We start from the raw sequence: 23,683 nt of genomic DNA, 5'->3' as shown, positions 1-23,683 counted from the left end.
TTATAAAAAACTTTTTATTTAAAATCTTTAAGTGTAATTTCAAAAGAAATCGCTTGGTTAGGTCCTATAACAGCAGGCGCTCTGGTTCCATATGCCTTGTCTGGAGAACAATATAAGATTATTGTTGAACCATTAGGTACTTTAGGAATGGTGTCTTTCCAACATTCGATTAGGTTTCTAAGCGGGAATGTTGCGCTATCACTTGAGTCAAATGTATCACCAATTAGTTTAGCTTCTTTGACCTTGTTTAGTTTTGATTTATCATCTTCGTAAGCTATAACTGGCGTAGTTCCTTTGTAAGCTATTGTAACTTGACTATCAGCATTAGGTTTTTTGCCATCGCCTTGCTTAATTATTTGATAGTAGACACCATCATCAACTTTTATAGCATTATCCATTTTAGCAATTTGTGCCATAAATTTTTGTGATTTTGTTTTGTTTAAATTAGCTGTATCTAATTGCTTTTTAATTATTATATCTTTAAGATTTTCCATATTTCTGTGGATTTGACTCTCGGAAATTTTTGGCTTATTACCATTAATAGCATCTGCAAAACCAGTTATTGTTTGCTTATCATATAAGCCGAAATCTTGTTTAGTTATACCGGCACCCACTTGATAGCCTACTACATAGCTTGCATTAACTCCCATTTTTATTGTTGAATTATCTTGAGATATTGATTTGTTTATGGAAACATCTTGCTTAGCTTGGGTAGTTGTAGCTAAATCATAATTATCATTTTGCTGTTGTATAGTCGTAGCATTTTTACTTGTTTGTTGAACATTTGCACTATCTGTAGCATCTTTGTTTGTTGAACATGAGCTTAGAGTTAGTCCCAATAACGAGCATGATGCAACTGCTAATATTTTCTTTAACTTCATCTTTTATCCTTTAATTACCTTTGTATATTATACTTTGAGATATTAAAAAAAATCAAAAAGCTCTCTATCTAACATCTGTGATGGAGAAATATTTGATAGAGCCTTGAATATTACGTTTTTTCTTTGAGGATTGTTTTGTTCCCATCTATTAAGCATATCTTTTATAAACACTCTTTGCAAATTATCTTGTGATCCACATAGGTTACAAGGAATTATTGGAAACTCTTTTAATTGGGAATATTCTAAGGTTTCTTTTTCGCTTACAAAAGTGAGAGGGCGTATTACGATATTTCGTTTATCATCACTAATTAGTTTAGCTGGCATAGCTTTAATTGAGCCATTATAAAAAAGATTCAAAAAGAATGTCTCGATAATGTCATCACGATGGTGTCCTAAGGAGGCTATTTTAGTTACATTATTTTCTTTGGCAAAATCATATAATATGCCACGACGCATACGCGAACATAAACCACAGGTAGTTTTTCCCTCATGAATTACACGTTTGACTACGCTATAAGTATAGCGCTCAATGATATGAAATTCTATACCTTTATTTTTTAGATAGTTAGGTAATACCTCCTCAGGAAAGCCTGGCTGTTTCTGATCGAGATTTACTGCGATGATATTAAAGCTTATTGGTGCTTTTTTTTGGAGTAATAACAACATTTCAAGTAGGCAATAAGAATCTTGGCCCCCAGATAAACATATCATAATTTTATCACCATCTTCAATCATGTTATATTGATTGATTGCTTTAGCAGTTTTTCTTAAAATCTGTCTTTCAAGTTTCTTTAAATTTTGTTTATCAGTATCAGTCATTTTCTTCTAAGATTAATTGTTTTAATTGTGTCGGAATTTTTTGTAATCTACCTGTCTTAGCATTATAGCAGGCTAGTTTTGCTTTTGCTTTAGTGATAACTTGATCACTGCCTAATATACGGATTTCATATTCAAATTCCATACTAGCAGTACCTATTTTAGCAATATATTGTGTTACTTGTATTTTATTTGGATGTTTAAGAGGTATAATATATTTACAAGTTTGTTCTGTAATAACTAATTGAATTGAGTTTTCTTTAGCCCAAGTCATTAACCCTGTATTTTCATATGTCCAAGTTGTTCTTACTTCTTCAAAGTAGTCAAAATATTTACTATTATTTACGTGGTCATTTTTATCAGTATCTGACCAACGAATGTTAGTTATTATTTTAAATACACTAAATTTCATTTTTTACTTTTAACATTTAAAATATATACGATAGTAGCGGTTTACGTGGAACTTCACAGTTCTGTAATTGGATTAAGTATTTTTGAGCTAATTCGGCAGTTTTGCGAGCATAATTTTTTAGGAATGAATTGTTTTTATGTGTACCACGCTTATAACCACCTATACCTTCGTGGTATGCTAGATATAGATTATAAGTGTCTGTCTTGCTGATACCTGTTTTATTGTGAACATTATTCAAGTGCCAGCCAATAAAGTCTATTGCATCTGCAAAATTTGACCTTGAGACAAAAGATTGTTTTGTCTCTTTTTTATAATGCTCCCAGGTGCCATCTAAGGCTTGAGCATATCCATAAGCACTTGAAGCCCTACCTTTTGGTATAAAACCAAAATAATATTGCATTGATGGCTTAGCATCAGCTCTAAATGATGATTCTTGACGGATGAAAGCCATTTGTACATTCATAGGAATTCCCCAGCGATCATACGAGTTAAGCATATCATAATACCAATCAGGAAATTGATGAATTATGCTACAAGCATTATTTATATTTTTTGGGGTTTCTGTAGCACAAGACCCAAGAGTTATTATTATGATAATTAAAGTTGTAAGTTTAATTATTACTTTCATTTATAAATTCCTATAAAAAGCATCAACTACTTTATCTTGAAATCTTCGTGCATTATAACGATCAGATGGTTTAAGATCATTAAGCATGATCGAAAAACTGATACGGTGGTTTTTAGCTGTTAATATATATCCTGACAATGTTGAAACTCCAGATAGGGTACCAGTTTTAGCATGCACTCGTCCAAGAAGTTTACCACCCATTCTATATGAGATTGTACCACTCATACCAGATGCCGGTAAGTAATTGTAGAATTCTTTGCCGATCTGACTATTATAAGTTTTGGTCAAAAAGTTGACCATAAACTCAGGAGTTACTCTATCTAAATGAGACAATCCTGAGCCATCATGCATTGTCAATGCTGATGTATCTAAGCCTAGTTTTGAATAAAGTATACTTTGAACAGCTTGTGTGCCTGCTTTAGTTGAGCCAATACCTTTTTCTTTTAATCCTATAGTATTTAAGATAGTCTCTGCATATAAATTATCAGAGTATTTGAGCGTTTGATCGATAAAGTGTCCAATAGTTTCAGATCTTGTCGTAATTTGTTCAGTATAACCAGTAGGAATAGTACCAGCTATGATAACATTGCCATGTTTAATATCGTCAGAATTTAAAAAGTCATTTACAGTATCTAGTGTTTTAAGTGCTGGATTTCTAACTGCTAGTTTAAACATTTTCTCAGCAGCTCTTGATAAGTATCCGCCAATATATAAAATATTGTCATCATTCATCGCTATCATAATTGCACTTGAGGCACTAGTATATTTTGCAGTATTTTTTATAGTGATATTACTAGCGTTACTTAATTCAACAACTCGTGTTGTTAAACTGTTAGCATTTTTGACTAGTTTGATGACTGTACAATTTCTATTAAATGTGAAGCTTGATGCTGGAGCACCATAGCAGAATGTACTATCTTCTTTTGACCAACCATCTGGAATGTATGGCTCAGAAAAAACTCCAACAAGATAAACATCACCAGTTATTTTATATATGCCTTTTTCAGTTTTTATTTTTTTAATCAATACAGCTAACTGATTAGCAGTTAATGCTGGATTACCAGTAAATTTTATGTACATATCTCCATATAGAGTATGATCTTTTACTTTATCTGAATGGTACATTATTAATGTTGTAAATCTAAAATCATTAGATATTGTAAAAAGTGCGGCAACTATTGTAAAAACTTTGTTATTACTTGCTGGTTTCATTACTCTATTTTGGGCATATGAGTACAATTTGTTACCGTTCATAGTCCTTTGAGTTGCTATAGCAATCTTTGCATCAGAAAGGTTATATTTTTTTACAAGATATTGAATTTCACTACGCGTAGATGCTTGAGTAGTAGTTATACTTACAACTAATATAGATAATGTTGTAAAAAGCTTAGTTTTTTTTATCAAAACTTTACCATATAAATTTCTAAAGAATCCTAAGTTGAGATAATAGCATTTTATCTCTTATAAATACAGTGAGTTGTATTATATTATCATAATCTTAGGTGGTAGTTGTTTATAGTTAAAGTCAAACTATAACTGGGCTTGCATTTAGATATTAATATGGTAAAATCATTGACTATCAAAATAAATTGTAGGGACGACAGTATAGTTCTTTTATTTAAACGTAATGAACTGGCATTTAAGTGAGGTGAAAGGATATACCAAGCGTTAGAGTCAAAGAAAGAGAACCTTTTGATGTTGCTCTTAGAAGGTTTAAAAGGTCTTGTGAGAAGGCTGGGATAGTATCTGAACTATGTCGTAGAGAGTACTTTGAAAAGCCAACTTGAGCACGCAAAAGAAAAAAAGCTGCTGCTGTTAAAAGAGCTTATAAGAGTAATATAATGGTTAAAAGGTAGTTAAATTTAATTCATCGTTGAGAGTTTTAACTCTCCCTTTCACTAGGAATTCTTTTTAAAATGTCACAAATTTTTAATCAGTTGACTCTTGATATGAAAGAGTTTATGAAAAATAAAGATAAAAATAGATTAACAACAATTCGTATGGCTATGTCTGCGATTAAGCAAAGGCAGATTGATGAGAAAGTAGAGATCACTGATGAGGTTATAATCACTGTAATTACAAAAATGATCAAGCAAAGACAAGATTCATATGATCAATACATCAAGGTAGATAGAGCTGAGCTTGCTGAAGGTGAGAAAAGAGAGATTGAAATACTAACTCAATACATGCCAAAGCAACTAAATGATAAAGAGGTTGTTACGATAGTTCAGAAGGCTATAGAATCTGTTGGTGCTACATCGATTAAAGAGGTGGGTAAAATCATGGCAAGTGTAAAAAAAGAACTTGCTGGAAGGACAGATATGAGCAAAGTAAGTGCTATTGTGAAATCTAACCTAGCTTAAGTTCAAAGCTTTAATCAGTATGGCGAAAAAAGTCTCGAATACTTTTATAAAAGAGCTTGTAGCTACAGCTAATATAGTTGATGTTGTTTCAAGATATGTCAACTTGAAAAAAACAGGCAAAAACTACAAGGGTTGTTGTCCTTTTCATAATGAAAAAACACCATCATTTTTTGTTAATTTAGAAAAAAAAATTTATCACTGTTTTGGCTGTCAGACATCTGGAGATGCGCTAACTTTTATCAAAAAGATTAATAACCTTGAGTTTATCGAGGCTGTAAAAAATCTTGCTGAAATTGTTGGTAAACCAGTTGAATATGAAAATTATTCTCAAGAAGATATCCAAAAAGAACAGCTTTATAACAAATGTATCAGCTTTTTAGCGGTTGCACAAAAGTATTACCGTTGGAATTTAGGTAATTCTGTCACTAAGGATAAAGCTATAAACTATCTTAAAAAAAGAGGTATAGATAGTGATCTAGCTAAATTTTTTGGTATAGGATATTCATCTGAGGGCTGGAATAATATTACTGAACTAGCTAAATCAGTAAATATTCCAGAAGAGATATTAGTTGATACTGGACTTGCAATAAAAAATGATAAGGGAAATTTATATGATCGTTTTCGTGGTCGTATTATGTTTCCTATTCGAAATATTCAAGGTAATGTAATCGCTTATGGTGGTAGAGTAATAGATAATTCTCAATCAGTTAAATATATAAACTCCCCGGAAACTTTAGTTTTTCAAAAAAATAATATTTTATATGGACTCTATGAATATCGTGAAAGAAAAAAACAATATCCAGATTTGATAAATCAGCGCCTTGTAGTAGTTGAAGGTTATATGGATGTGGTTGGTTTAGCACAGTATGGTTTTTATGCTGCTGTAGCTACATTAGGTACAGCATTTTCACCAAATCATGCCAAGATTTTATTCCGTGAAACTAACTCAGTAATTTTGTGTTTTGATGGTGATGAGGCAGGGCAAAAGGCAGCGCTTAGAACTATAAAAATTCTATTACCAATATTGGATGGTAATAAAAAATTAAAGATTCTAACTCTACCAAATGGGGATGATCCAGATGATTATATTAAGCAATACGGTCTAGGAAGTTTTTATGCCGCTTTGGATAATTCTCTAGCTGTAGCAGAGTTTATAGTTGACAAACTTATTCAAGGCAAGGATTTAACTAAAGCAGAATCAAAAGCAGAAGTTTTGGAGAATTTAAAAAGTTTTTTATTAGATGTAGCAGATAATATTTATTCAGAAAGTATTACTGCTACTATAGCTGATAAGGTTAGTATAAAAGTTGAGCAACTTAAAAATTTGCTTAAAAGGCGTAAACAAACTTTATTAAATGTAACTAAGCAGCAAAATATTCAGCAAAAGATACTAGCGAAGAATCTCTTACTTGAAGAGGTTGTTCTTGCAGAATTATTTGTCAATCTTGCAGATTTTCGCCTTTTGCAACATACAAATGATTTTGAAATATTTGCTACTTCGAAAAATCTTGATATCTTATCAAAAAGCTTGAAAATTTTAAAAGAAGACTCATCTAATCAAATTGAAGCTGTTATACTTATACAGCTATTGGCAGAGGACTATCCTGACTATAGAGAGTATTTTTTTAAGTTGTTAAGTTATGGTATACATAATACTCAAAAAAAATATGCTGAAGATAAGTATCAAGTACAAATGCTTGATATGCTAAAAAGAGTAGAAAATTCTAGTGTAAAAAAAAGATTAAAATACTTAGGCTCATTACCTTTTAGGACAGATGTTCAGGAAATGGAGCGCAAGTATTTAGTAGCAAAATTAGGTAACAATAATATAAAATAAAATTCTATTGGAGTACTAGATGACAAAAGAAGATTTACTCTCTGATTTAAAAGACTTAATAATTAATGGTGAGGAAAGAGGATATTTAACTAGAGCCGATATTTTAGATGCTCTGCCAGGAGATGTTTCAGAAGATCCTAAAATATATGAAGAAATTGAGGCTATACTTATTGACGTGGGTATTGATGTCTATGATAGAACTCCCCAGCTAGAAGAAGATGATGAAAGAAAAGTTAGCGAAGCTAATCTTGATGATCTAAAAGGTAAGACTTCAGATCCTATTCGTATGTATATGCGTGAAATGGGTATTGTTGATCTTTTAGATAAAAAAGGTGAGACAGATATTGCTGTTAGGATTGAAGAAGGTACTACAGAAGTTTTTAGTACGATTTTAAGTTATTCTATAGTAATTAAAACTTATATTGAGCGTTTCCGTGAGCTAGAAGAAAAAGCTATGGATTATATGAGTTCTCAAGATATTGAAGATGAGCCTGTGGCTAGATATATTCGTTTTAACGAGATTATGGCTCGCTTTAGTGATGAACATATAAATGAAGAAAAGGTTGCTGAAGATGATCATGAGGAAAAAATTGATACTCAAAGGGCTTATGAATTCTTTACAAACTTAGAGAAAATGTTTGAAGAATATCAAGACAAGCCTAATAAAAAACTTTATAGTAAAATAGTTAAGGAATTTGATAATTTAAGGTTATCAACATCACATTTACAAAAGCTAGTTGACTATATTAGACTTCCTTATGCTCGAGTTAAAGAGTTCGAAAGAAAAATTTTAAGATTATGTGTTGAAAGATCAAAAACACCACGTCAAGAGTTTATTAAGGTTTATAAAGTTGGTTCTGTAGAATGGTTAGAGCCATTAACTAAAAAGTATAAATTTACTGAAAACACTATCAGAGAAATAAATAACCTCACTAAGCAAATTAATCAATTTCAAACTTTAATGATGATGGATGTTGAAGAGCTTAAACAGGTAAATCTTGAGATTTCAAGAAGTGAAGCTAAAATTACCCAGGCTAAAAAAGAAATGATAGAAGCAAACTTAAGATTAGTTGTTTCTGAAGCTAAAAAGTATACTAATAGAGGCTTACATTTCTTAGATATTATCCAAGAGGGAAATATTGGTTTAATGAAAGCTGTAGATAAGTTTGATTATCGCAAAGGGTTTAAGTTCTCGACATATGCTACTTGGTGGATACGTCAAGCAATTACTCGTTCGATTGCAGATCAAGCTAGAACTATTCGTGTACCAGTACATATGATTGAGACAATCAATAAGGTAAATAGAATTAAACGCCAGATTCTACAAGAAAAGGGGCGTGAAGCTACAGAAGAGGAGATTATTGAACATACTCCTAATATGACTAAAGAGAAACTTAAAAAGATTCTCAATATTTCACATACACCAATTTCAATGGAGAGTCCAATCGGTGATAATGAAGATTCTACTGTAGGTGATTTTATCGAGGATAAAAATAACTATTCTCCTATAGAAGCAGCTAATTTAGAAAACTTACGAGAAGCAATAAAAGAGCTTATTGAAACCGGCCTAACTGAAAGAGAAGCTAAAGTTCTGATGATGCGTTTTGGTATTGGTATGAATACAGATCATACTTTAGAAGAGGTAGGTAAGCAGTTTAATGTTACTAGAGAGCGTATCAGACAAATTGAGGCTAAAGCTCTTAGAAAACTTAAGCATCCTTCTAGATCAGCATTTTTGAAAACATTCTTGTAGTTCTATATCTTAATTTTTTTTAAGTTTTTCTATTTTAAATATTCTCCTTATCTTATCTATAGCTTTGGGTCTTGTTATAATGTTGTGGGTAAGTGTAAGTGGCGAAGAGATATGAAAAGAATAATAGTTATAGGAGCTGGGTTCGTTGGAATTAATTTTCTCAATAAAATAGCTAAACAAAGTAAAAATAAATATCATATCATTTTATTTGACAAAAATAATCATCATGTTTTCAGCCAATGTTATATCAAGCTGGCTACAGCTTGTATTCCTCTAAATAATATCGTTGTTTCGATCAGAAAACTATTTGCTCAGAAAAATATTGAATTTAAGATGTAAGAAGTTGTAGATATTTTACCTAGCCAGCAACTAGTTAAGACTACAGTAAATAATTTATATTCATCCGAATATTTAATTGTCGCAACTGGAATACAGTATGATTATTTGGGTAATAATGATTGGCTAAAGTATACTTTTTCTCTAAAAAATGCCTACGATGCTCAGAAGATTAAATCACACATTCTTATTCAATTTGAGTTAGCAGAGGTAGATCAGACTGATGAAGAGAAAAAATATCATTTAAGCTTTATATATTATTGGAGCAGGAGCAACTGGTGTTGAAATCACGGGAGCCTTATTAGACTTTTACATACAGATTTTTAAAAGACTTATCATAACTTTTCAATAGATGATATTTCTATTCCTTTAATCGAAGAAGGTGAAAGTAGTCTTTCAGCATTTCCAAAAGAGCTGTCGGACCATGCTTATAATTCATTAAAAACAAGAAAAGTAAATATTCATCTTAAAGAACTGTAACTAATATTTAAAATAGTCTTGTAACTACTAAAAAAATAGTTACCGAGGAGCCACAATTATTTGAAGCACTACATAAAAGATAAATGAATAGGAAGTTGGATGAGTAATCAAATCGAAAAAGGTAAGATAGTAGTTTTAGATAATTTAACTCATCGAGATTTTAAAAATATATACTTTTCTGGTGATATTTCTTATATTAAAAACAATCCTTTACCAGGTTTAGCAGCAGTAACTAAGCGATAGGGAAAATATATTGCAAAAGCTATAATTAAAATAGAGAAAAGTAAAAAGTATAAAGGCTTTAAATATAAAGATTTAGGAACTATGGCTATTATTAAAAAGCATGAGGCTATAACTAATATATTTGGAATGAAGTTCAAGGTAAGTTAGGTTGGTTAATATGGGGAGGAGTACATATAACTTTTTTATTAGTATAAGAAATAAGTTTGTAGTTAGCTTTGATTGGTTAAGCTATTACATCTGTAAAAGAATAGGCTCTATTGAATTTATAAAACCTAAGTAAACTAAAAAGATAAATAAATTTGAAAATTTGGTAAACTTTTTATAAGCTATATTTAATAAATAACTAGATTTGGGATTATATTAATTTAATAAACTCAGCTGTGTATTGTTGTTGAACTTTCTTTACATCAACTTTTTGACAAAAGTCAGCTATCTGACACATTTTTAGACCACTATAACCACATGGATTGATGTAATTAAATGGTGTAAGGTCCATATTAGTATTTATAGCAATACCATGATAGCTTTTACCTTGTTTGATTCTTAAACCTAGAGAAGCAATTTTTTGATTATTGATGTATATACCATGCGCACCATCAATAATATGAGCCTTTAGGTTATAATATTTATCAAGCATATTGATACAAGCTTGCTCAACGACAGTTACTAATTTTTTAGCCCCAAGTTTATTTTTCTTCATATCAAGAAGAAAATATATCACTGCTTGACCTGGACCATGATAAGTAACCTGACCACCACGATCAGTTGCAATTATTGGGATGTTATGTGAATTTAAAATATGTTCTGGCTTACCATGTTTACCTTGCGTAAAAACAGCAGGATGTTCAACTGACCATATTTCATCTTTAGTTTCAGGAGTTCGTGTCGAAGTGAACTCGAGCATATCCCCAAATACTCTGGAATATTGTTGCAAACCTAAATCTTTGTGATAAATATTATTCATAACAAAAATATTATAAAACCATATGAACTTCTGGATGTGCAGAAATCTCTTTGTAGATATTGTCTAGCTGTTCTTTACTATCTGCAGTAAAAATTGCAGTTATGGAAATATATTTACCAGTTTTACTTTCTTTAGTATTAAAATCTATCTCGTTATGATTTGATATATACTTCTCAAAAACACTTAGAATAAATTCAACGGTTTCTTTATGAGGATTTGCCATTATTTTTATTGGAAACTGGCAAGGAAACTCAAAAAAAGTTTCTTGTTGATTCTGGTTATTATTTTCAGACATTTATAAATCCTTAACTATAAATTTTATTGTTATTACCACCAACCCTTTTGTGAAATATTATTCATAGCTACTATAGGAACGCTAGCAATTTTCTCTTTAGTATCACATAGTGTAATCACTAAATTACCTACAGCTTGACCTATTTTAATAGGAGCTTTCAAGCCTAGGTTAAACTCTATACCTTGTTTTAAGTAAGACACATAAGTTTTAGGCACGGTTTTATAAATGTTTTGACTTGAAGCTACAATTATCTTTTGCCCAGCTTTTGCATTTGGAATGCTATCAGCACTAATTGTAACTGGTGAATTTGCTTTATATAAAAGTACATTTTCATATTTGCTTAGCGCATATCTTAGTAGTTTAGCTGACTCTGAATCTCTTTTAGCAGAACTAGTAGTGCCGAGAACTACAGAAATAAATCTTTCACCATCTTGTTTAGCAGATGAAACTAGACAATATCCAGCAGCATCAGTATGGCCTGTCTTTATACCATCAGCACCATCAAATGTGAATAGCAATCTATTTCTATTGTTTTGTAATACGAAATTATCACCTTTAGGGAAAAGCTCACTACATTTATCTTTAGCCTGGTCATCAAGATCTTTAGCTGTATAGCTCTCTAAAACATTTCCGCTAGCATGATCAAATTTAGGTAAACATTGTTTACGATCAGAGATACTTACTGAATCTTGTTTTGAGGCATTCCAAACTAGGCCTTTATCATCATATACTTTATATGCTTCTGGGAAATTGTATATATATGATCTTGCAAGTAATGCCATATCGTGAGCAGTAGTATATTGCTCTCCACCTGGAAGTCCATCTGGATTAGCAAAATGAGTGTTATTCATACCAATAGCTCTTGCTGTTTGATTCATCAAGTCAGTAAATGCTGCTGTAGTACCACCAATATATTCTGCAAGAGCAATAGTAGCATCATTACCAGAAACCACATCCATACCAATTACGAGATTTTTTACAGAGACTCTAGCGCCAGCTTTAACATACATCTTTGAGCCACCTGTAGAAGCAGCATTTTCACTAATTGGGACCATTGTATCCCAGCTTAGATTGCCAGCTTTTATTTCACTAGCAACTATATAATAAGTTATGATTTTAGTTAAGCTTGCAGGAGCTCTTCTAACATCCATATTTTTTTCACTAACGATATCGCCAGTACGATAATTCATCACTACCCATGCCGGAGCATCTAGCTCAATATTTATAGGTCTTACAATAATATCTTTCTGTGCTAGTCCATTACCGTCGTTAAAATAAAGATCATCACCGGCAGATATATTAGGTGCGGCAAAAACTGCACTTGCTGTCAAACTAGCTGTTAATAAGGCTATTTTTGTTAATTTCATATTTTTTCTCTTTATCAATTTATCAAAGTATATAATTCTAAACTCATAACTTATAAGTATTTTAATATTTATATGTTATAAATACAAAGGTTTTTGTGATAGACTCTTTGTCAGTGTATTAGGTGTTAATAATTTAATAAAAATATAGGAGAAATTACGATGCTAAAAAATATACCTTGTGGAAAAGATATTCCTAATGATTTTAATGTTGTAATAGAGATACCTCAAGATAGTGACCCTATAAAATATGAGTTTGATAAAGATAACAATATGATTGTTGTTGATAGATTTATGTCATCTACTATGAGATATCCTTGTAATTATGGTTTTGTACCAAATACTCTTTATGATGATGGAGATCCTATTGATGTGTTGGTTTTAGCACCATATCCTTTAGCAGGTGGTTGTGTAATAAACTGTAGAGCAGTTGGTGTGTTTAAAATGGAAGATGATGATGGTGTTGATGCTAAAGTTATCGCTGTGCCAAGCTCTAAGCTGACTAAAGAATATGATCACATTAACGATGTTGATGATTTACCGGTATCTTTAAAGCAAAAAATTGAACATTTCTTTACACATTACAAAGATTTAGATTCAGGTAAATGGGTTAAAGTAGAAGGCTGGGATAATGCAGCCTTTGCAAGAAAAGAAATCGAAAAATCTGTAAAAAACTATAAATAGTTTGTCCTTTTGTTTTTAATATATTTTAGTCTTTTTATCATTTGTGATAATATCTCTGATTGAAGTTAATAATTCTTTTTAAACTTAGTAATGAAAATAAATCACTCAAGAAATATTAAGTTGTTGATACTCGATGTAGATGGCGTATTAACAGATGGCAAAATAATAATAACTAATAATGGTGATGAGCTTAAGAATTTTGATGCTAAAGATGGTTTAGGAATTGTCCTTGTGCAGAAGTTAGGAATTAAGGTTGCTATTATCACAGGTAAAGAATCAAAAATTGTCACTGATAGGTTTATAAGCTTAGGATTAGATCCTGAAGATATTTTGCAAGGACAAAAAAATAAATTAAAAGCTTATGAATTACTCAAGTTAAAATATAAGCTAAATGATGATGATATAGCATATATGGGTGATGATCTACCAGATTTAATTTTGATGAATAAAGTAGCTATTTCAGCAACCCCAGTAGATGCTATAACTGTTGTCAAAGACTATGCAGATTATATTTGTCAAGCTAATGGTGGCGCTGGGGCGGTAAGAGAGTTTTGTGAATATATTATGAAACAGCTAAATCTATATGACAAGGTTGTGAGCGATTATATCAAAAGTGGTGGAGTGAGATAAATAAGCAATGAAGTTTTTTACAAAATACTCCTTGTCTGCTAATGTAATCTCTATAATAGTAATTATCCTATCAATGTTGTATATAAGCTATAATGCTCTTGATAGTGGTAGGCCACTCAAAAATCTACCACAAAAAAATCGTATTGAATTAAGAGTATTTGATTTTAATTACAACAAGTATGATGAAAATGGCAACCTTGCAATGAGCTTTTTTGCAAAAGAACTACAACGCTATCTCAATCAAGATTTGTACATGACAGATATTACTGAAAAGAGCTACGATAAAACCTCTGGAGAGCTTGAGTGGCAAGTTCAATTAAAACATGGTTACATACAACAGTTCACAGGTCAGAGCTTAACTCATTTATATGATTGTGTAGATGCTATTATGTTTACGAAAAAAGCTTCTGGCAAGAATCAAAGAACTTCGCAAAGTGATTCATCTCCAGATAAAATTTATATAAAAACTTCAGAAATGTATTATAACTCTGGCTCTAAAGATTTTTATAGTAGTAGATTTACTAAAATATATGATCCTAAAACTAGCAATAACACCACAGGAACAGGTTTATTGGGCAACTCGGAAACTAAAATTATAAGATTGAATCAAAATGTGAGAAGTTATTATGCAACGAGCTAGACTATTGATTGTAATTTCACTTTTATTTGTTTCTAATGCTTTTTCAAATGTTGAAGAAAATAAAATTGACTATAGCTCTCCTATATATAATTCTTCATTACAGGAGGATAGTGTAACTGATGAAGAAAAAGAGAATAACTCTAATGATAATAACTTGAAAGAGTATGGTCCAGTAACTATTTGTGCAGATAATGCTGTTTATGATGATAACCAAGGCATACTAACTTATTTAGGTAATGTTTTCGTAATGCAAATTCATAATAAGCATATTTTGTGCCATCAGCCTAGTAGCTTTAAAAAAGGCATAAATTATTTTATAAGAGACAATAGTTTGCCATTTAAACAATTACAACAAAAGTGGTTAGAGCAAGCAAAGTTATTATGTTCTCAGGAGAGAGAGTGTAATTTTATCTCTGGTCAAAAGCTGATTATAAAGTTAGATAAAGATAGAAAATTCAAGACTTTTACGATGCTTTCAGAAGGCGATGAGAAATCACAATTTTATACATTTCCGACCAATTCAAACCCTAATTATACTAACCTAAAAACATTAACTAGAGGGCCTGTTCAAGGAAGTTCTATAAAAATTGTTTATGATGTTGATGATAAGCATTTAGAGCTTTATAAAAAAGCTATAGCTTTTCAAAATGATAATGTATATAAAGGCGAGAAAGTGATTTTTGATATTGCTCATGATTTAATATCAATCCCAGGGTGTGAAAATAGAAGATCAACTATAATCTTAGATGGAATTCAGAATCAAACTAGAGTTAATACAGGTCTTACACCTATTAGTGATTATCAAAAAGATTCTCAAAGAGGAAGTGTTATAGGTTTAAATACTTATAACTCTAATATTAAAATGATAAAAATGTAGGTAAAAATGGAAAAATACACATTAGAAGCTAAGAGGTTAGGCAAAAAATACGGTTCACGCTGGGTTGTAAATAATGTCTCTATGAAAGTTTCAACTGGTGAAATAGTTGGTCTTTTGGGTCCAAATGGATCTGGAAAAACAACATCATTCTATATGATTGTAGGTTTAGTTGTAGTTACGCGTGGTAAAGTTCGGATGGGTCAAGAAGATGTAACAAAAATGCCGATTCATCTAAGAGCTAGAAGAGGCTTGGGCTATTTACCTCAGGAAGCTTCTGTTTTTAGAAAGTTAAGTGTCGAGGACAATATTATCGCAATTTTGGAGACTCGTAAAGACCTAAATAAAGTCCAAATTGAAGAAAAACTTAATGAGCTTTTAGATGAGTTTAGTATTCAACATATCCGTAAAAGTTTAGGTATGAGCTTATCAGGTGGTGAGCGTAGAAGGGTTGAGATTGCTAGAGCGTTAGCAATGGATCCTAAGTTTATCTTACTTGATGAGCCATTTGCAGGGGTTGACCCTGTGTCGGTAATAGAGATTAAAGAGGTTGTGCGCCATCTTAAAGATAGAGGTATTGGTGTTTTGATTACAGACCATAATGTACGCGAGACGCTAGATATCTGTGAAAGAGCTTATATTGTAAATGCTGGTAATATGCTCGCAGCAGGTACTCCAGAAGAAGTTCTAGCTGATGAAACTGTTAGAAAAGTATATCTAGGCGAAGATTTTAAATTATAAAAAACTCAATTATAAATTATTAGTATATATTCGTCAAGGAAAGCAAAAAAATGCAAATTGATCTAACAAAGTCAAAAGTAGTTTGTGTTGGTAGAAATTACGTTGAGCATATTCATGAGCTTAATAATGAAGTTCCTGATAATTCTGTTATTTTCATAAAACCTAATTCAAGTATAACTAAAACTCTAAAATTATCATCAACAAGAGAAACTCACTATGAATGTGAATAGTTTTTGCTTCATCATATTAAAATGGGTTACTCAGTAGAAGAGAAATAGATTCAACCTTAGTGGAATAGTTTGGATTGAATTTATTTTCTTATATTATTGGAATTATTGATTGACTTAAGCAAAATTTATTTTATAAGGACTACCTGAATGATTTAGAGCAAAGAAGTGTAGAGGATAAATTTATATTTTCAGATGGAAGTGATAAAAAATTACAAGGGCTAATAAAAAACAAAAAGATTTTTCTTAACAAAACATTCAACATAAAATCAAAATTGAAAAAGTAAAGTGTGATGAAATAGACATAATAAAAGAGAATATAGAAGAGTCAAAAAAAGTATAAATCTAATTTTGGAGAATGCTCAAAAGACCTTGAAAAAACATGAAAAGACTAGTTTAGAGAGTAACCAATATAAAAAGCAAATAGAAGATTCAGATGAAAATTGCATTTACTGTCGGCAACCCCTAGATAGTAATATGCAGGTAAAAATAAAGAGCTTATAGTTGACTATATCGGTATGAAAACAGCAATGAATAAGACTCTTAAACAGTTTTCTAGTATTGATAGCCAAAACTTTGAGGATATAGAGGCATTTATAGTTTTTTGTTAAAGAAGCTAGATTTATTAGCAAAGTTGTTTTATAAATTTGATAATAGTAGATATTTTGATGGTTGAACAGTTGAGCAATTAAATTGCTTAAATTTTGCCAGTGAATATATCCAGCTAACAAAAGAATTAGAAAATAGATTTATTTATATCATTAAGAGGATAAAAGCAAGCTTATGATATTTGTTGTGGTACAGATTTTTAATGATCATGAGAACGATCTTATCCATTTCTATTTAGCTGTCCACTCTATTGTCGTTAAGCTAACTAAAGGAGGAGGGCTCCCAGAGCTACCCACTCAGATGAATAGAAGGGTAGCCAACATGATAGAAGAGGCGATCAAAAGTGAAGGAGTTGAAGAGATATTTAAACTTGGTAGTAATGATGAATCAAAGATTGATATTTTTAATAAAGATTATCTAAATAAGATTGATAAAGTAAAACTTCCAAATACTAAAATTAAGCTTCTACAACAGTTACTAGCAAAGGCTTTAGAAGATTTTAATAAAGTAAATAAAATGAAAGCTTTAGATTTTTCTAAAAAACTTAACTCTCTTGTAGAAAAATACAACGAGAGAAAAGAGCAAGATGTATTGGTTAGTGATGTTTAAAATGACTTCACAGATGGTATTGTTGATTTATATCATGCTCTAAAGAAAGAAAAAGAATCTTTTGATGAATTAGGAGGTATTGGCTTTGAAGAGAAAGCTTTTTATGACATTTTAAAAGATATAGCAATTAGATTATGAGTTTGATTATCCAGAATATAAGCTTATAGCCTTAGTTAAAGAGTTTAAAAAAATGGTTGATGATAAATCAAAATATACTGATTGGAATATCAGAGAAGATATCAAGGTAGAACTTAGGGTTACTTGATAATACTTTTAGCAAAGTACAATTATCCACTAATTACAAAAGATAAGGTTTCAAAAATATCTTTGAGCAAGCGGAGAATTTAAGAGGAATAAATAATCAAAAAAATATTTCTGTAGTATTTCAGAAAATATTAGGTTTAAAAATTGTAAAAAATAAAAACCTTCAGACATAAAAAGCCCTTATTTAAAATGGCTTTCAAGGTGGCGGAGAAAGAGGGATTCGAACCCCCGGACCTGTTACAGTCAACGGTTTTCAAGACCGCCGCTTTCGACCACTCAGCCATTTCTCCGAACTGATGAAGTATATTATACAAATATTTATAAGCTTTACAAGGCAAATTTTGTCAAAAAATCAAAGATATTTAAAGATTTTTATAGTAGCTTTGATAAAGGATAATATATCTTCGATATGAAGGCATCTTAGAGATGTTATATGATGATAGATTATCTAGCAAGAAATCAAAATTGCGTAAAAGTAGCATCATGGGCAGGGATAGTATTTTCAGTATTATTATTTGCGAATTTTTCTGTATATGATACACATTTTTGGGGATTGATTAGTATTCCTTTGTATTTATTTCATCAGACAGAGGAGCACTATGTTCCAGATGGTTTTAAAAAAATATGAATTGCATAGTTATGGCACTACCAGAAGGACAGAAAAAATTAACTGATAAATATCCTTATGGTGTGGCTAGCATTTGCGATTTTTGGTGCCTTGAGTTTTATTGATTTAGGTTTTGGTTTCTTGATTATTATCTAATTGTCTGACATATAATATAGCCGAGGCTTTAAGCGTAAAAGTTGGAATCCTGGCTTAGTAATAGCTATGTTTGCAGCATATTATGTTACAGCTCATAGTTTATTAGATAATTCTATAGCATGGTGTTTAGGCACTGTCATATTCTTAATAGTTGCTCATATCCTACTAGTTAACTTAGTAATGTCTAGATTAAGATTAGTCATATTTACTTATTATCAATAGACTTTAGTTACTCTAAGCATTATTATTTTGTTAAAAATCTATCGATAACCTGATAAGAGGTTGAAAATGTCAGATAAAAGATATCAAATTACCAAAAAAGTTACTCTTGTTGGCATGTTCATAAATGCTTTGCTTGCTATATCTAAAACTTTAATAGGTGTAATAGGACGTTCACCAGCTTTATTTGCCGATGGTATACATTCATTTTCTGATCTTTTAAGTGATTTCATGGTTTTATTTGTGGCTAAATATGCAAATAAAGGTGAAGATAATAATCATCCTTATGGGCATGAGAGACTAGAAACTTTAGCAACACTAGTATTATCAGGGCTATTGATAACTATTGGTTTTATGATCGTTTATCATTCTCTAGGAAGTTTATTTAGTGGTGAGTATGTTATACCATATAAATTTACTGTTTATGCAGCTATTTTATCGATTTTGGGTAATGAATTTATCTACCAATATACAATGAGAGCTGTAAATAAGATTGATTCTGATATGTTAAGAGCTAATGCTTGGCATAGTCGCTCTGATATGTGGTCTTCGGTAGTTGTATTAATCGGTTTAGTTGGAGCTTTTTTAGGTTTTGCTTGGATGGATGCTATAGCAGCGTTTATTGTGTGCTTTATGGTTGTCAAAATGGGGATTAAATCGGTATACTCTGCTGTTGCCGAACTTATAGATGAAGGAGTTGATAACCAAATGTGTCAAGATATCAAAGTAATAATCACAAAAACTCAAGGTGTTGAAGACTTTCATTATCTTCGTACTAGAAAAATGGCAGGAAAAATTGTCCTAGATGTACATATTTTAGTAGATAAGTTTAGTACAGCCTCGGAGGGACATTATATCGCAGAGGTGGTTAAAAGTAATATTTACTATAATATTTATAACATAAAAGACATAACGGTACATGTTGATGTTACAAACCATGAAAGCGGAGTTATTAAACAAGAGAATTTTGAGCCATCTCGTATTGAAATATTAACTAAAATAAAAGAGTTTTTTGCTGAAAATAATATAGATGAAAATGTTATTTTAGATAAAAAAATGTCGATATATTATTTTGATGATGAGATCTTGGTAGATCTATATGTAAAAAGATCTAATGATTTAAAAAGACTTTCAGAAGCATTGAGTAAACTTTCATACAACGGTTATAATATTTGTGTCGCACTATACTGTAATCTAGTTAATAGCTAATCCAAAAGGAGCTAAAATGAAAATAAGAAAAGCAATTTTTCCTGTAGCTGGGTGGGGAACTAGGTTCTTGCCAGCGACCAAGTCATGTCCTAAAGAAATGCTAACAGTGGTTGATAAACCTCTAATCCAATATGCTGTTGAAGAGGCTATAGAAGCAGGCTGTAAAGAGATAATATTTGTTACTAGCTCAAATAAAAAATCCCTAGAGGATCATTTTGATAGAAACTTTGAGTTAGAATATTCTTTGGAAAAAAAACAAAAGTATGAATTATTAGACTTAGTGAAAAATATAATTCCCAAAGACGTAAATTTTTTCTTTGTGCGTCAGCCAGAAGCTTTGGGGTTAGGCCATGCAGTTTTATGTGCAAAACCACTGATTGGAATCGAAGATTTTGCAGTTATACTGCCTGATGATTTAATTTATAATTATAAATGTGGTACTGGTACGTTAAGGCAAATGATTAAAGCGGTTGAGGGCACTGACATTAGAGGCTGTGTTGCAACCCAACAAGTCAAGAAGGAAGAAGCAAATTCGTATGGTATAGTTGCAAAAGATAATGATAATTTTATAAAAACAATTGTTGAAAAACCAGCTCCAGAAAAAGCACCATCAACTAATGCGGTTGTAGGCAGATATTTATTACCAAATAAGATTTTTAGGTGTTTAGAATCAACCTCAGAGGGTGCAAGTGGTGAGATTCAATTAACTGATGCAATCGCTAAATTATTAGATCAGGATGAGAAAATTTTATCTTATGAATTTAAAGGTACACGTTATGATTGTGGTAGTAAATTAGGTTTTCTAATTGCTAATTATGAGATAGCCTTACAGCATAAAGAGTTAGGTCATAAGTTTAAAGAATATCTACAAAATAGATAGCACTTATCAAATATTAATTATTGTTGTTAAATATTAACAATCTTTATTTAGTAGTGAGATATTACAATTTTAGCTAAATATGCTAATATGAAATTTAGTATAAAATTTAAAGACAAAGTGTAGGTTGTACTCAAAGCTTCAAGTATCCCAGGATTGTATTGCTCAAGGCATATTAATTCCGAACTATATGAAAAACTTTATAAAGAATCTCTAGAAAACCCAGAGCAGTTCTGGGCTAAACAAGCGAATCGTATACATTGGAATGAACCTTTTACTAAAGCCTATTTTGCTCCAGTTGATATAAAGTGGTTTGAAGATGGGTAATTAAATGTATGCTATAACTGTGTTGACAGACACTTACCAGCTAGAGCAAACCAACTAGCTTTTATATGACAGGCTGACAATCCGAAAAAATCTAAGAAAATAACCTACCGAAAGCTATATCATCGTGTTTGTGAAATGGCTAACATATTTGAGGCTAATGGAGTCAAAAAAGGTGATTTTGTAACTATCTATATTGCCTCTAGTGCCAGAGTCAATATATGCTATGCTAGCATGTGCACGTATTGGTGCAATTCGTTCTGTAGTTTTTGGTGGATTTTCAGCAGAGTCGCTAAAACAGCGTATTGACAATGCTAAGAGTGATTTTATTATAACAGTTGATGAGGCTGTCAAATCAGGCAAAAGAATAGCTATGAAAGCAGCTGTTGATAAAGTTGTTACTGAAATTGATTTTATAGAAGTCTTAGTTGTGCATAACACTACCACAGATAATATTAGCTGGAATGATAGTAAAGATATTTGCTACAAGAACTAAAAAAAGTTTCAAAATGAGTATGCCACAAGCTTTTGCTGGTGAGACACCTTTATTTATGCTCTATACATCTGACTCTATAGGTGCTCCTAAAGGTTTAGTGCACTCTTCAGTTGGATATTTGGTTTATGCAAGTATGACTCATAAACTTGTTTCTGATTATAAAGATCATGATGTCTACTGGTGTACTGCAAATATTGGTTGGATAACAGGGCACACATATGTTGTCTATAGGTCTCTTACAAATGGCTCAACATCAGTGATATTTGAGGGTGTATTTATTTATCCAGATACTTCAAGATTATGGCAGGAAGTTGATCAACATAATGTAAGCATCTTATATACTGTACCAACTTTGATAAGATTTTTGCTAAAAGATGGTGATTAGTTTTTAGCTAATACTAGTAGAAATTCTTTAAGGGTATTAGGCTCAGTTGGCGAACCAATAAACCCAGAAGCTTGGAATTGGTTTGTTGAGAAAGCTGGTAATAATCAAGCTCCACTTGTATATACAGGTGGAAAACTGAGATAGGTGGTCATATGATAACTTCTTCGCTACCTGGTGCATATAAATTTAAGCTTGGTTTCGTTTCTAAATCTTTCTTTGGCGTTAAAGTGACATTACTTGATACTGATGGCAATGAGATAATAGGAGTTGGTAAAGGCGCTTTATGTATAAAAAGAGCAAGACCTAATATAGCAAGAAAGTTATAGTGATCATGATAAGTATCTTCAAACTTATTTTTCTAGTTTTAAGGGTTATTATTTTTCAGGTGATGCTGCTAGAAGAGATGAAGATGGTTATATTTGGATCGAAGGGGTATGGATGATTTATTAATGTCTCTGGCATAGGGATGGCAACTACAGAGATTGAAGCAGCACTAAACACTCATCCAGATGTTGCTAAGAGTGCGGTTGTTGGTATGTAACATGAGATTAAAGGTGAGACTATATATATCTACTATATATTTAAACATAAAAGTGATACTAAACTTTAGATGAAGTTAGAAAATCTTTGGTTAAATACGTCAGACAAGAAATAGGTCTAGTTGCGCCTCCAGAAGTTATCCAATTTACTCCAGAGTTACCAAAAACTCGTTCAGGTAAAATCATGTGTCGAATCTTAAGAAAAATAGCTGCAAAAGATTTTGAAAATTTTGGAGATATCTCTACACTATTAAATTCAGATATAGTAGAGTATCTGATAAAAAACAGATAACTGTAAAAATCATGAATTCTTCATTAGTAAAAGGCTACGCTAAGATAGTTTTAGCTTTGGTGTTTTGGGCAAGCTTATACCATATAGCTCCTTTACCACTTAGTTATGTCGACATATACCTAGTTGGTTTGATTCGCTATGCCTTTGCATCGTTGATTTTTATTGTAGTACACTACCATTTTACAAAGACATTTTTCCACGGTTGAATCTAAAACAATGGACATATGTTATTGCTGTAGGGTTTTTTAGTGTTTTTTTATACAACGTAACATTTCTATGGGCTGAGAAACTAATCTCGGGCAATATTGTTGCTATTATCTATGCTTTTACCCCTTGTCTAATAACGATTTTGTCTAGCTATCTTTTTAAGATGAAAGTAAATCAACAGGCTAAAATAGGTATACTTGTTGCATTGCTTGGTACGATTGGCGTGGTTTTATTCTCTAATGGTGCAGTAGAATGCTTAAATGGTGTTCAGATTAACTTAGGTGAAGTATTAAGTGTCTTAGCTGTAGTATGTTTTGCAGCTTATGCAATCTTAGGTAAATGTTGTGTCAGAGAAGGTGTACACATGATTACGGTAAATACTTATGGTGCTATAGTTGGTATGATAATGTTTGCTATTGTAAGTTTATTTAAAGCAGATTTTTCGCAGTTAGCACATACCGATTTTAAATTCTGGGGAAGTATGCTTTATATAGCGGCTTTTGCAACTGTAGTAGCTTATATATGGTACTTAGGGGCTCTTGAAGAGATTGGCATATATAAGACAGCAGTATTCCAAAATACTCTACCATTTTTAGTTATTCTTATTGGTTTTCTTTTTTATGGTGAGACTATTTCAACCTTATCTTTGCTATTTAGTAGTGTAGTATTTTTGGGTGTTTACATCACTAATGCTGCAGTTAATCGCAAGTCTAGCAATTAGT

General features: G+C 31.4%; 23 protein-coding genes, 1 tRNA gene and 6 pseudogenes. 21 read left to right on the top strand and 9 right to left on the bottom strand.

Annotated features, from left to right (window positions below; all coding sequences use genetic code 11):
• Positions 1–14 precede the first annotated feature (14 nt).
• From C9379_RS04540 to dacB, 5 genes and pseudogenes are all read right to left on the bottom strand, one after another.
• Complete coding sequence (locus C9379_RS04540) at positions 15–881, bottom strand: FKBP-type peptidyl-prolyl cis-trans isomerase N-terminal domain-containing protein (protein WP_143384664.1); 867 nt, start codon at positions 879–881, stop codon at positions 15–17.
• A gap of 14 nt (positions 882–895) precedes the next feature.
• Positions 896–1,700 (bottom strand): annotated as a pseudogene (gene ttcA, locus C9379_RS04535) (tRNA 2-thiocytidine(32) synthetase TtcA).
• Positions 1,693–2,109 (bottom strand): acyl-CoA thioesterase, encoded by a 417-nt coding sequence (locus C9379_RS04530; RefSeq protein ID WP_143384666.1) that lies wholly within the window; start codon positions 2,107–2,109, stop codon positions 1,693–1,695. Before C9379_RS04530 ends, ttcA begins: the two are co-directional and overlap by 8 nt.
• A 16-nt stretch (positions 2,110–2,125) precedes the next feature.
• On the bottom strand, positions 2,126–2,737 hold the full coding sequence (locus tag C9379_RS04525) for a transglycosylase SLT domain-containing protein (protein WP_143384667.1): 612 nt from the start codon (positions 2,735–2,737) through the stop codon (positions 2,126–2,128).
• Entirely contained in the window at positions 2,738–4,141 is a 1,404-nt protein-coding gene (gene dacB / locus C9379_RS04520) for a D-alanyl-D-alanine carboxypeptidase/D-alanyl-D-alanine endopeptidase (protein ID WP_143384668.1), read from the bottom strand.
• Positions 4,142–4,395: 254 nt separating this feature from the next.
• Between dacB and rpsU the strand changes: the two are divergent.
• From rpsU to C9379_RS04495, 5 genes and pseudogenes are all read left to right on the top strand, one after another.
• Positions 4,396–4,593, top strand: a pseudogene (gene rpsU, locus C9379_RS08795) (30S ribosomal protein S21).
• 60 nt (positions 4,594–4,653) lie between these two features.
• Positions 4,654–5,100, top strand: coding sequence for a GatB/YqeY domain-containing protein (locus tag C9379_RS04510; RefSeq protein ID WP_143384669.1), 447 nt, complete (start codon positions 4,654–4,656; stop codon positions 5,098–5,100).
• 19 nt (positions 5,101–5,119) lie between these two features.
• Positions 5,120–6,937, top strand: a complete 1,818-nt coding sequence (dnaG, locus tag C9379_RS04505) for a DNA primase (protein WP_143384670.1) — start codon at positions 5,120–5,122, stop codon at positions 6,935–6,937.
• A gap of 19 nt (positions 6,938–6,956) precedes the next feature.
• On the top strand, positions 6,957–8,690 hold the full coding sequence (rpoD, locus tag C9379_RS04500) for an RNA polymerase sigma factor RpoD (RefSeq protein ID WP_143384671.1): 1,734 nt from the start codon (positions 6,957–6,959) through the stop codon (positions 8,688–8,690).
• A gap of 111 nt (positions 8,691–8,801) precedes the next feature.
• Positions 8,802–10,029: pseudogene (locus C9379_RS04495) on the top strand (NAD(P)/FAD-dependent oxidoreductase).
• A gap of 75 nt (positions 10,030–10,104) precedes the next feature.
• On the opposite strand, the gene lipB reads toward C9379_RS04495, so the two are convergent.
• The 3 genes from lipB to C9379_RS04480 are packed head-to-tail and all read right to left on the bottom strand — an operon-like array spanning position 10,105 to position 12,375.
• Complete coding sequence (gene lipB, locus C9379_RS04490) at positions 10,105–10,713, bottom strand: lipoyl(octanoyl) transferase LipB (protein WP_143384672.1); 609 nt, start codon at positions 10,711–10,713, stop codon at positions 10,105–10,107.
• 10 nt (positions 10,714–10,723) lie between these two features.
• The gene (locus C9379_RS04485; protein ID WP_343377533.1) at positions 10,724–11,008 is read right to left on the bottom strand and encodes an HP0495 family protein; all 285 of its coding nucleotides are present in this window, start codon (positions 11,006–11,008) and stop codon (positions 10,724–10,726) included.
• A gap of 32 nt (positions 11,009–11,040) precedes the next feature.
• A complete protein-coding gene (locus C9379_RS04480; RefSeq protein WP_143384674.1) occupies positions 11,041–12,375 on the bottom strand; it encodes a D-alanyl-D-alanine carboxypeptidase family protein in 1,335 nt (444 codons plus the stop codon).
• 159 nt (positions 12,376–12,534) lie between these two features.
• On the opposite strand from C9379_RS04480, the gene ppa reads away from it, so the two are divergent.
• The 7 genes and pseudogenes from ppa to C9379_RS04445 all read left to right on the top strand — a co-directional run bounded on the left by ppa (position 12,535) and on the right by C9379_RS04445 (position 17,386).
• Positions 12,535–13,056: an inorganic diphosphatase gene (ppa, locus tag C9379_RS04475; protein ID WP_143384675.1), complete on the top strand. Its 522-nt coding sequence runs from the start codon at positions 12,535–12,537 to the stop codon at positions 13,054–13,056.
• Positions 13,057–13,146: 90 nt separating this feature from the next.
• Positions 13,147–13,686, top strand: a complete 540-nt coding sequence (locus C9379_RS04470; protein WP_143384676.1) for a KdsC family phosphatase — start codon at positions 13,147–13,149, stop codon at positions 13,684–13,686.
• A gap of 7 nt (positions 13,687–13,693) precedes the next feature.
• Positions 13,694–14,326, top strand: coding sequence for an LPS export ABC transporter periplasmic protein LptC (gene lptC, locus C9379_RS04465; RefSeq protein ID WP_143384677.1), 633 nt, complete (start codon positions 13,694–13,696; stop codon positions 14,324–14,326).
• Positions 14,313–15,203 (top strand): LptA/OstA family protein, encoded by an 891-nt coding sequence (locus C9379_RS04460; protein ID WP_143384678.1) that lies wholly within the window; start codon positions 14,313–14,315, stop codon positions 15,201–15,203. Before lptC ends, C9379_RS04460 begins: the two co-directional genes overlap by 14 nt.
• Before the next feature lie 6 nt (positions 15,204–15,209).
• A complete protein-coding gene (gene lptB, locus C9379_RS04455; protein ID WP_143384679.1) occupies positions 15,210–15,941 on the top strand; it encodes an LPS export ABC transporter ATP-binding protein in 732 nt (243 codons plus the stop codon).
• A 50-nt stretch (positions 15,942–15,991) separates the two neighbouring features.
• A pseudogene (locus C9379_RS04450) lies at positions 15,992–16,168 on the top strand (fumarylacetoacetate hydrolase family protein); the annotation flags it as partial.
• A 783-nt stretch (positions 16,169–16,951) separates the two neighbouring features.
• Positions 16,952–17,386 (top strand): type I restriction enzyme endonuclease domain-containing protein, encoded by a 435-nt coding sequence (locus tag C9379_RS04445; RefSeq protein ID WP_318263259.1) that lies wholly within the window; start codon positions 16,952–16,954, stop codon positions 17,384–17,386.
• A 466-nt stretch (positions 17,387–17,852) separates the two neighbouring features.
• Here C9379_RS04445 and C9379_RS04435 read toward each other — a convergent pair.
• Positions 17,853–17,940, bottom strand: a tRNA-Ser gene (locus C9379_RS04435).
• 143 nt (positions 17,941–18,083) lie between these two features.
• Between C9379_RS04435 and C9379_RS04430 the strand changes: the two are divergent.
• From C9379_RS04430 to C9379_RS04390, 9 genes and pseudogenes are all read left to right on the top strand, one after another.
• Positions 18,084–18,635 (top strand): annotated as a pseudogene (locus tag C9379_RS04430) (HXXEE domain-containing protein).
• A 66-nt stretch (positions 18,636–18,701) separates the two neighbouring features.
• The gene (locus tag C9379_RS04425) at positions 18,702–19,841 is read left to right on the top strand and encodes a cation diffusion facilitator family transporter (RefSeq protein ID WP_143384680.1); all 1,140 of its coding nucleotides are present in this window, start codon (positions 18,702–18,704) and stop codon (positions 19,839–19,841) included.
• A 16-nt stretch (positions 19,842–19,857) separates the two neighbouring features.
• Entirely contained in the window at positions 19,858–20,721 is an 864-nt protein-coding gene (gene galU, locus C9379_RS04420) for a UTP--glucose-1-phosphate uridylyltransferase GalU (protein ID WP_143384681.1), read from the top strand.
• 153 nt (positions 20,722–20,874) lie between these two features.
• Entirely contained in the window at positions 20,875–21,045 is a 171-nt protein-coding gene (locus C9379_RS04415; protein WP_318263261.1) for an acetyl-coenzyme A synthetase N-terminal domain-containing protein, read from the top strand.
• 202 nt (positions 21,046–21,247) lie between these two features.
• Positions 21,248–21,538, top strand: coding sequence for an AMP-binding protein (locus C9379_RS04410; protein ID WP_318263262.1), 291 nt, complete (start codon positions 21,248–21,250; stop codon positions 21,536–21,538).
• A complete protein-coding gene (locus C9379_RS04405; RefSeq protein ID WP_343377532.1) occupies positions 21,507–21,923 on the top strand; it encodes an AMP-binding protein in 417 nt (138 codons plus the stop codon). Before C9379_RS04410 ends, C9379_RS04405 begins: the two co-directional genes overlap by 32 nt.
• Before the next feature lie 152 nt (positions 21,924–22,075).
• Positions 22,076–22,249, top strand: coding sequence for a hypothetical protein (locus C9379_RS04400; protein ID WP_318263264.1), 174 nt, complete (start codon positions 22,076–22,078; stop codon positions 22,247–22,249).
• Between the two features lie 301 nt (positions 22,250–22,550).
• Positions 22,551–22,754, top strand: a complete 204-nt coding sequence (locus C9379_RS04395; RefSeq protein ID WP_318263265.1) for an AMP-binding enzyme — start codon at positions 22,551–22,553, stop codon at positions 22,752–22,754.
• Between the two features lie 11 nt (positions 22,755–22,765).
• Positions 22,766–23,682: pseudogene (locus C9379_RS04390) on the top strand (DMT family transporter).
• Position 23,683: the final 1 nt, after the last annotated feature.

This window comes from Francisella-like endosymbiont, assembly GCF_003069505.1.
Lineage (GTDB): Bacteria > Pseudomonadota > Gammaproteobacteria > Francisellales > Francisellaceae > Francisella.
This window is presented reverse-complemented; position numbering and strand designations above follow the sequence as displayed.

Bases quoted from the DNA above. Each gene is read 5' to 3' on its own strand.
- C9379_RS04540 (WP_143384664.1), bottom strand. From the start codon at position 881: ATGAAGTTAAAGAAAATATTAGCAGTTGCATCATGCTCGTTATTGGGA.
- C9379_RS04530 (WP_143384666.1), bottom strand. From the start codon at position 2,109: ATGAAATTTAGTGTATTTAAAATAATAACTAACATTCGTTGGTCAGAT.
- C9379_RS04525 (WP_143384667.1), bottom strand. From the start codon at position 2,737: ATGAAAGTAATAATTAAACTTACAACTTTAATTATCATAATAATAACT.
- C9379_RS04510 (WP_143384669.1), top strand. From the start codon at position 4,654: ATGTCACAAATTTTTAATCAGTTGACTCTTGATATGAAAGAGTTTATG.
- dnaG (WP_143384670.1), top strand. From the start codon at position 5,120: ATGGCGAAAAAAGTCTCGAATACTTTTATAAAAGAGCTTGTAGCTACA.
- rpoD (WP_143384671.1), top strand. From the start codon at position 6,957: ATGACAAAAGAAGATTTACTCTCTGATTTAAAAGACTTAATAATTAAT.
- lipB (WP_143384672.1), bottom strand. From the start codon at position 10,713: ATGAATAATATTTATCACAAAGATTTAGGTTTGCAACAATATTCCAGA.
- C9379_RS04485 (WP_343377533.1), bottom strand. From the start codon at position 11,008: ATGTCTGAAAATAATAACCAGAATCAACAAGAAACTTTTTTTGAGTTT.
- C9379_RS04480 (WP_143384674.1), bottom strand. From the start codon at position 12,375: ATGAAATTAACAAAAATAGCCTTATTAACAGCTAGTTTGACAGCAAGT.
- ppa (WP_143384675.1), top strand. From the start codon at position 12,535: ATGCTAAAAAATATACCTTGTGGAAAAGATATTCCTAATGATTTTAAT.
- C9379_RS04470 (WP_143384676.1), top strand. From the start codon at position 13,147: ATGAAAATAAATCACTCAAGAAATATTAAGTTGTTGATACTCGATGTA.
- lptC (WP_143384677.1), top strand. From the start codon at position 13,694: ATGAAGTTTTTTACAAAATACTCCTTGTCTGCTAATGTAATCTCTATA.
- C9379_RS04460 (WP_143384678.1), top strand. From the start codon at position 14,313: ATGCAACGAGCTAGACTATTGATTGTAATTTCACTTTTATTTGTTTCT.
- lptB (WP_143384679.1), top strand. From the start codon at position 15,210: ATGGAAAAATACACATTAGAAGCTAAGAGGTTAGGCAAAAAATACGGT.
- C9379_RS04445 (WP_318263259.1), top strand. From the start codon at position 16,952: ATGATATTTGTTGTGGTACAGATTTTTAATGATCATGAGAACGATCTT.
- C9379_RS04425 (WP_143384680.1), top strand. From the start codon at position 18,702: ATGTCAGATAAAAGATATCAAATTACCAAAAAAGTTACTCTTGTTGGC.
- galU (WP_143384681.1), top strand. From the start codon at position 19,858: ATGAAAATAAGAAAAGCAATTTTTCCTGTAGCTGGGTGGGGAACTAGG.
- C9379_RS04405 (WP_343377532.1), top strand. From the start codon at position 21,507: ATGATAGTAAAGATATTTGCTACAAGAACTAAAAAAAGTTTCAAAATG.
- C9379_RS04400 (WP_318263264.1), top strand. From the start codon at position 22,076: ATGATAACTTCTTCGCTACCTGGTGCATATAAATTTAAGCTTGGTTTC.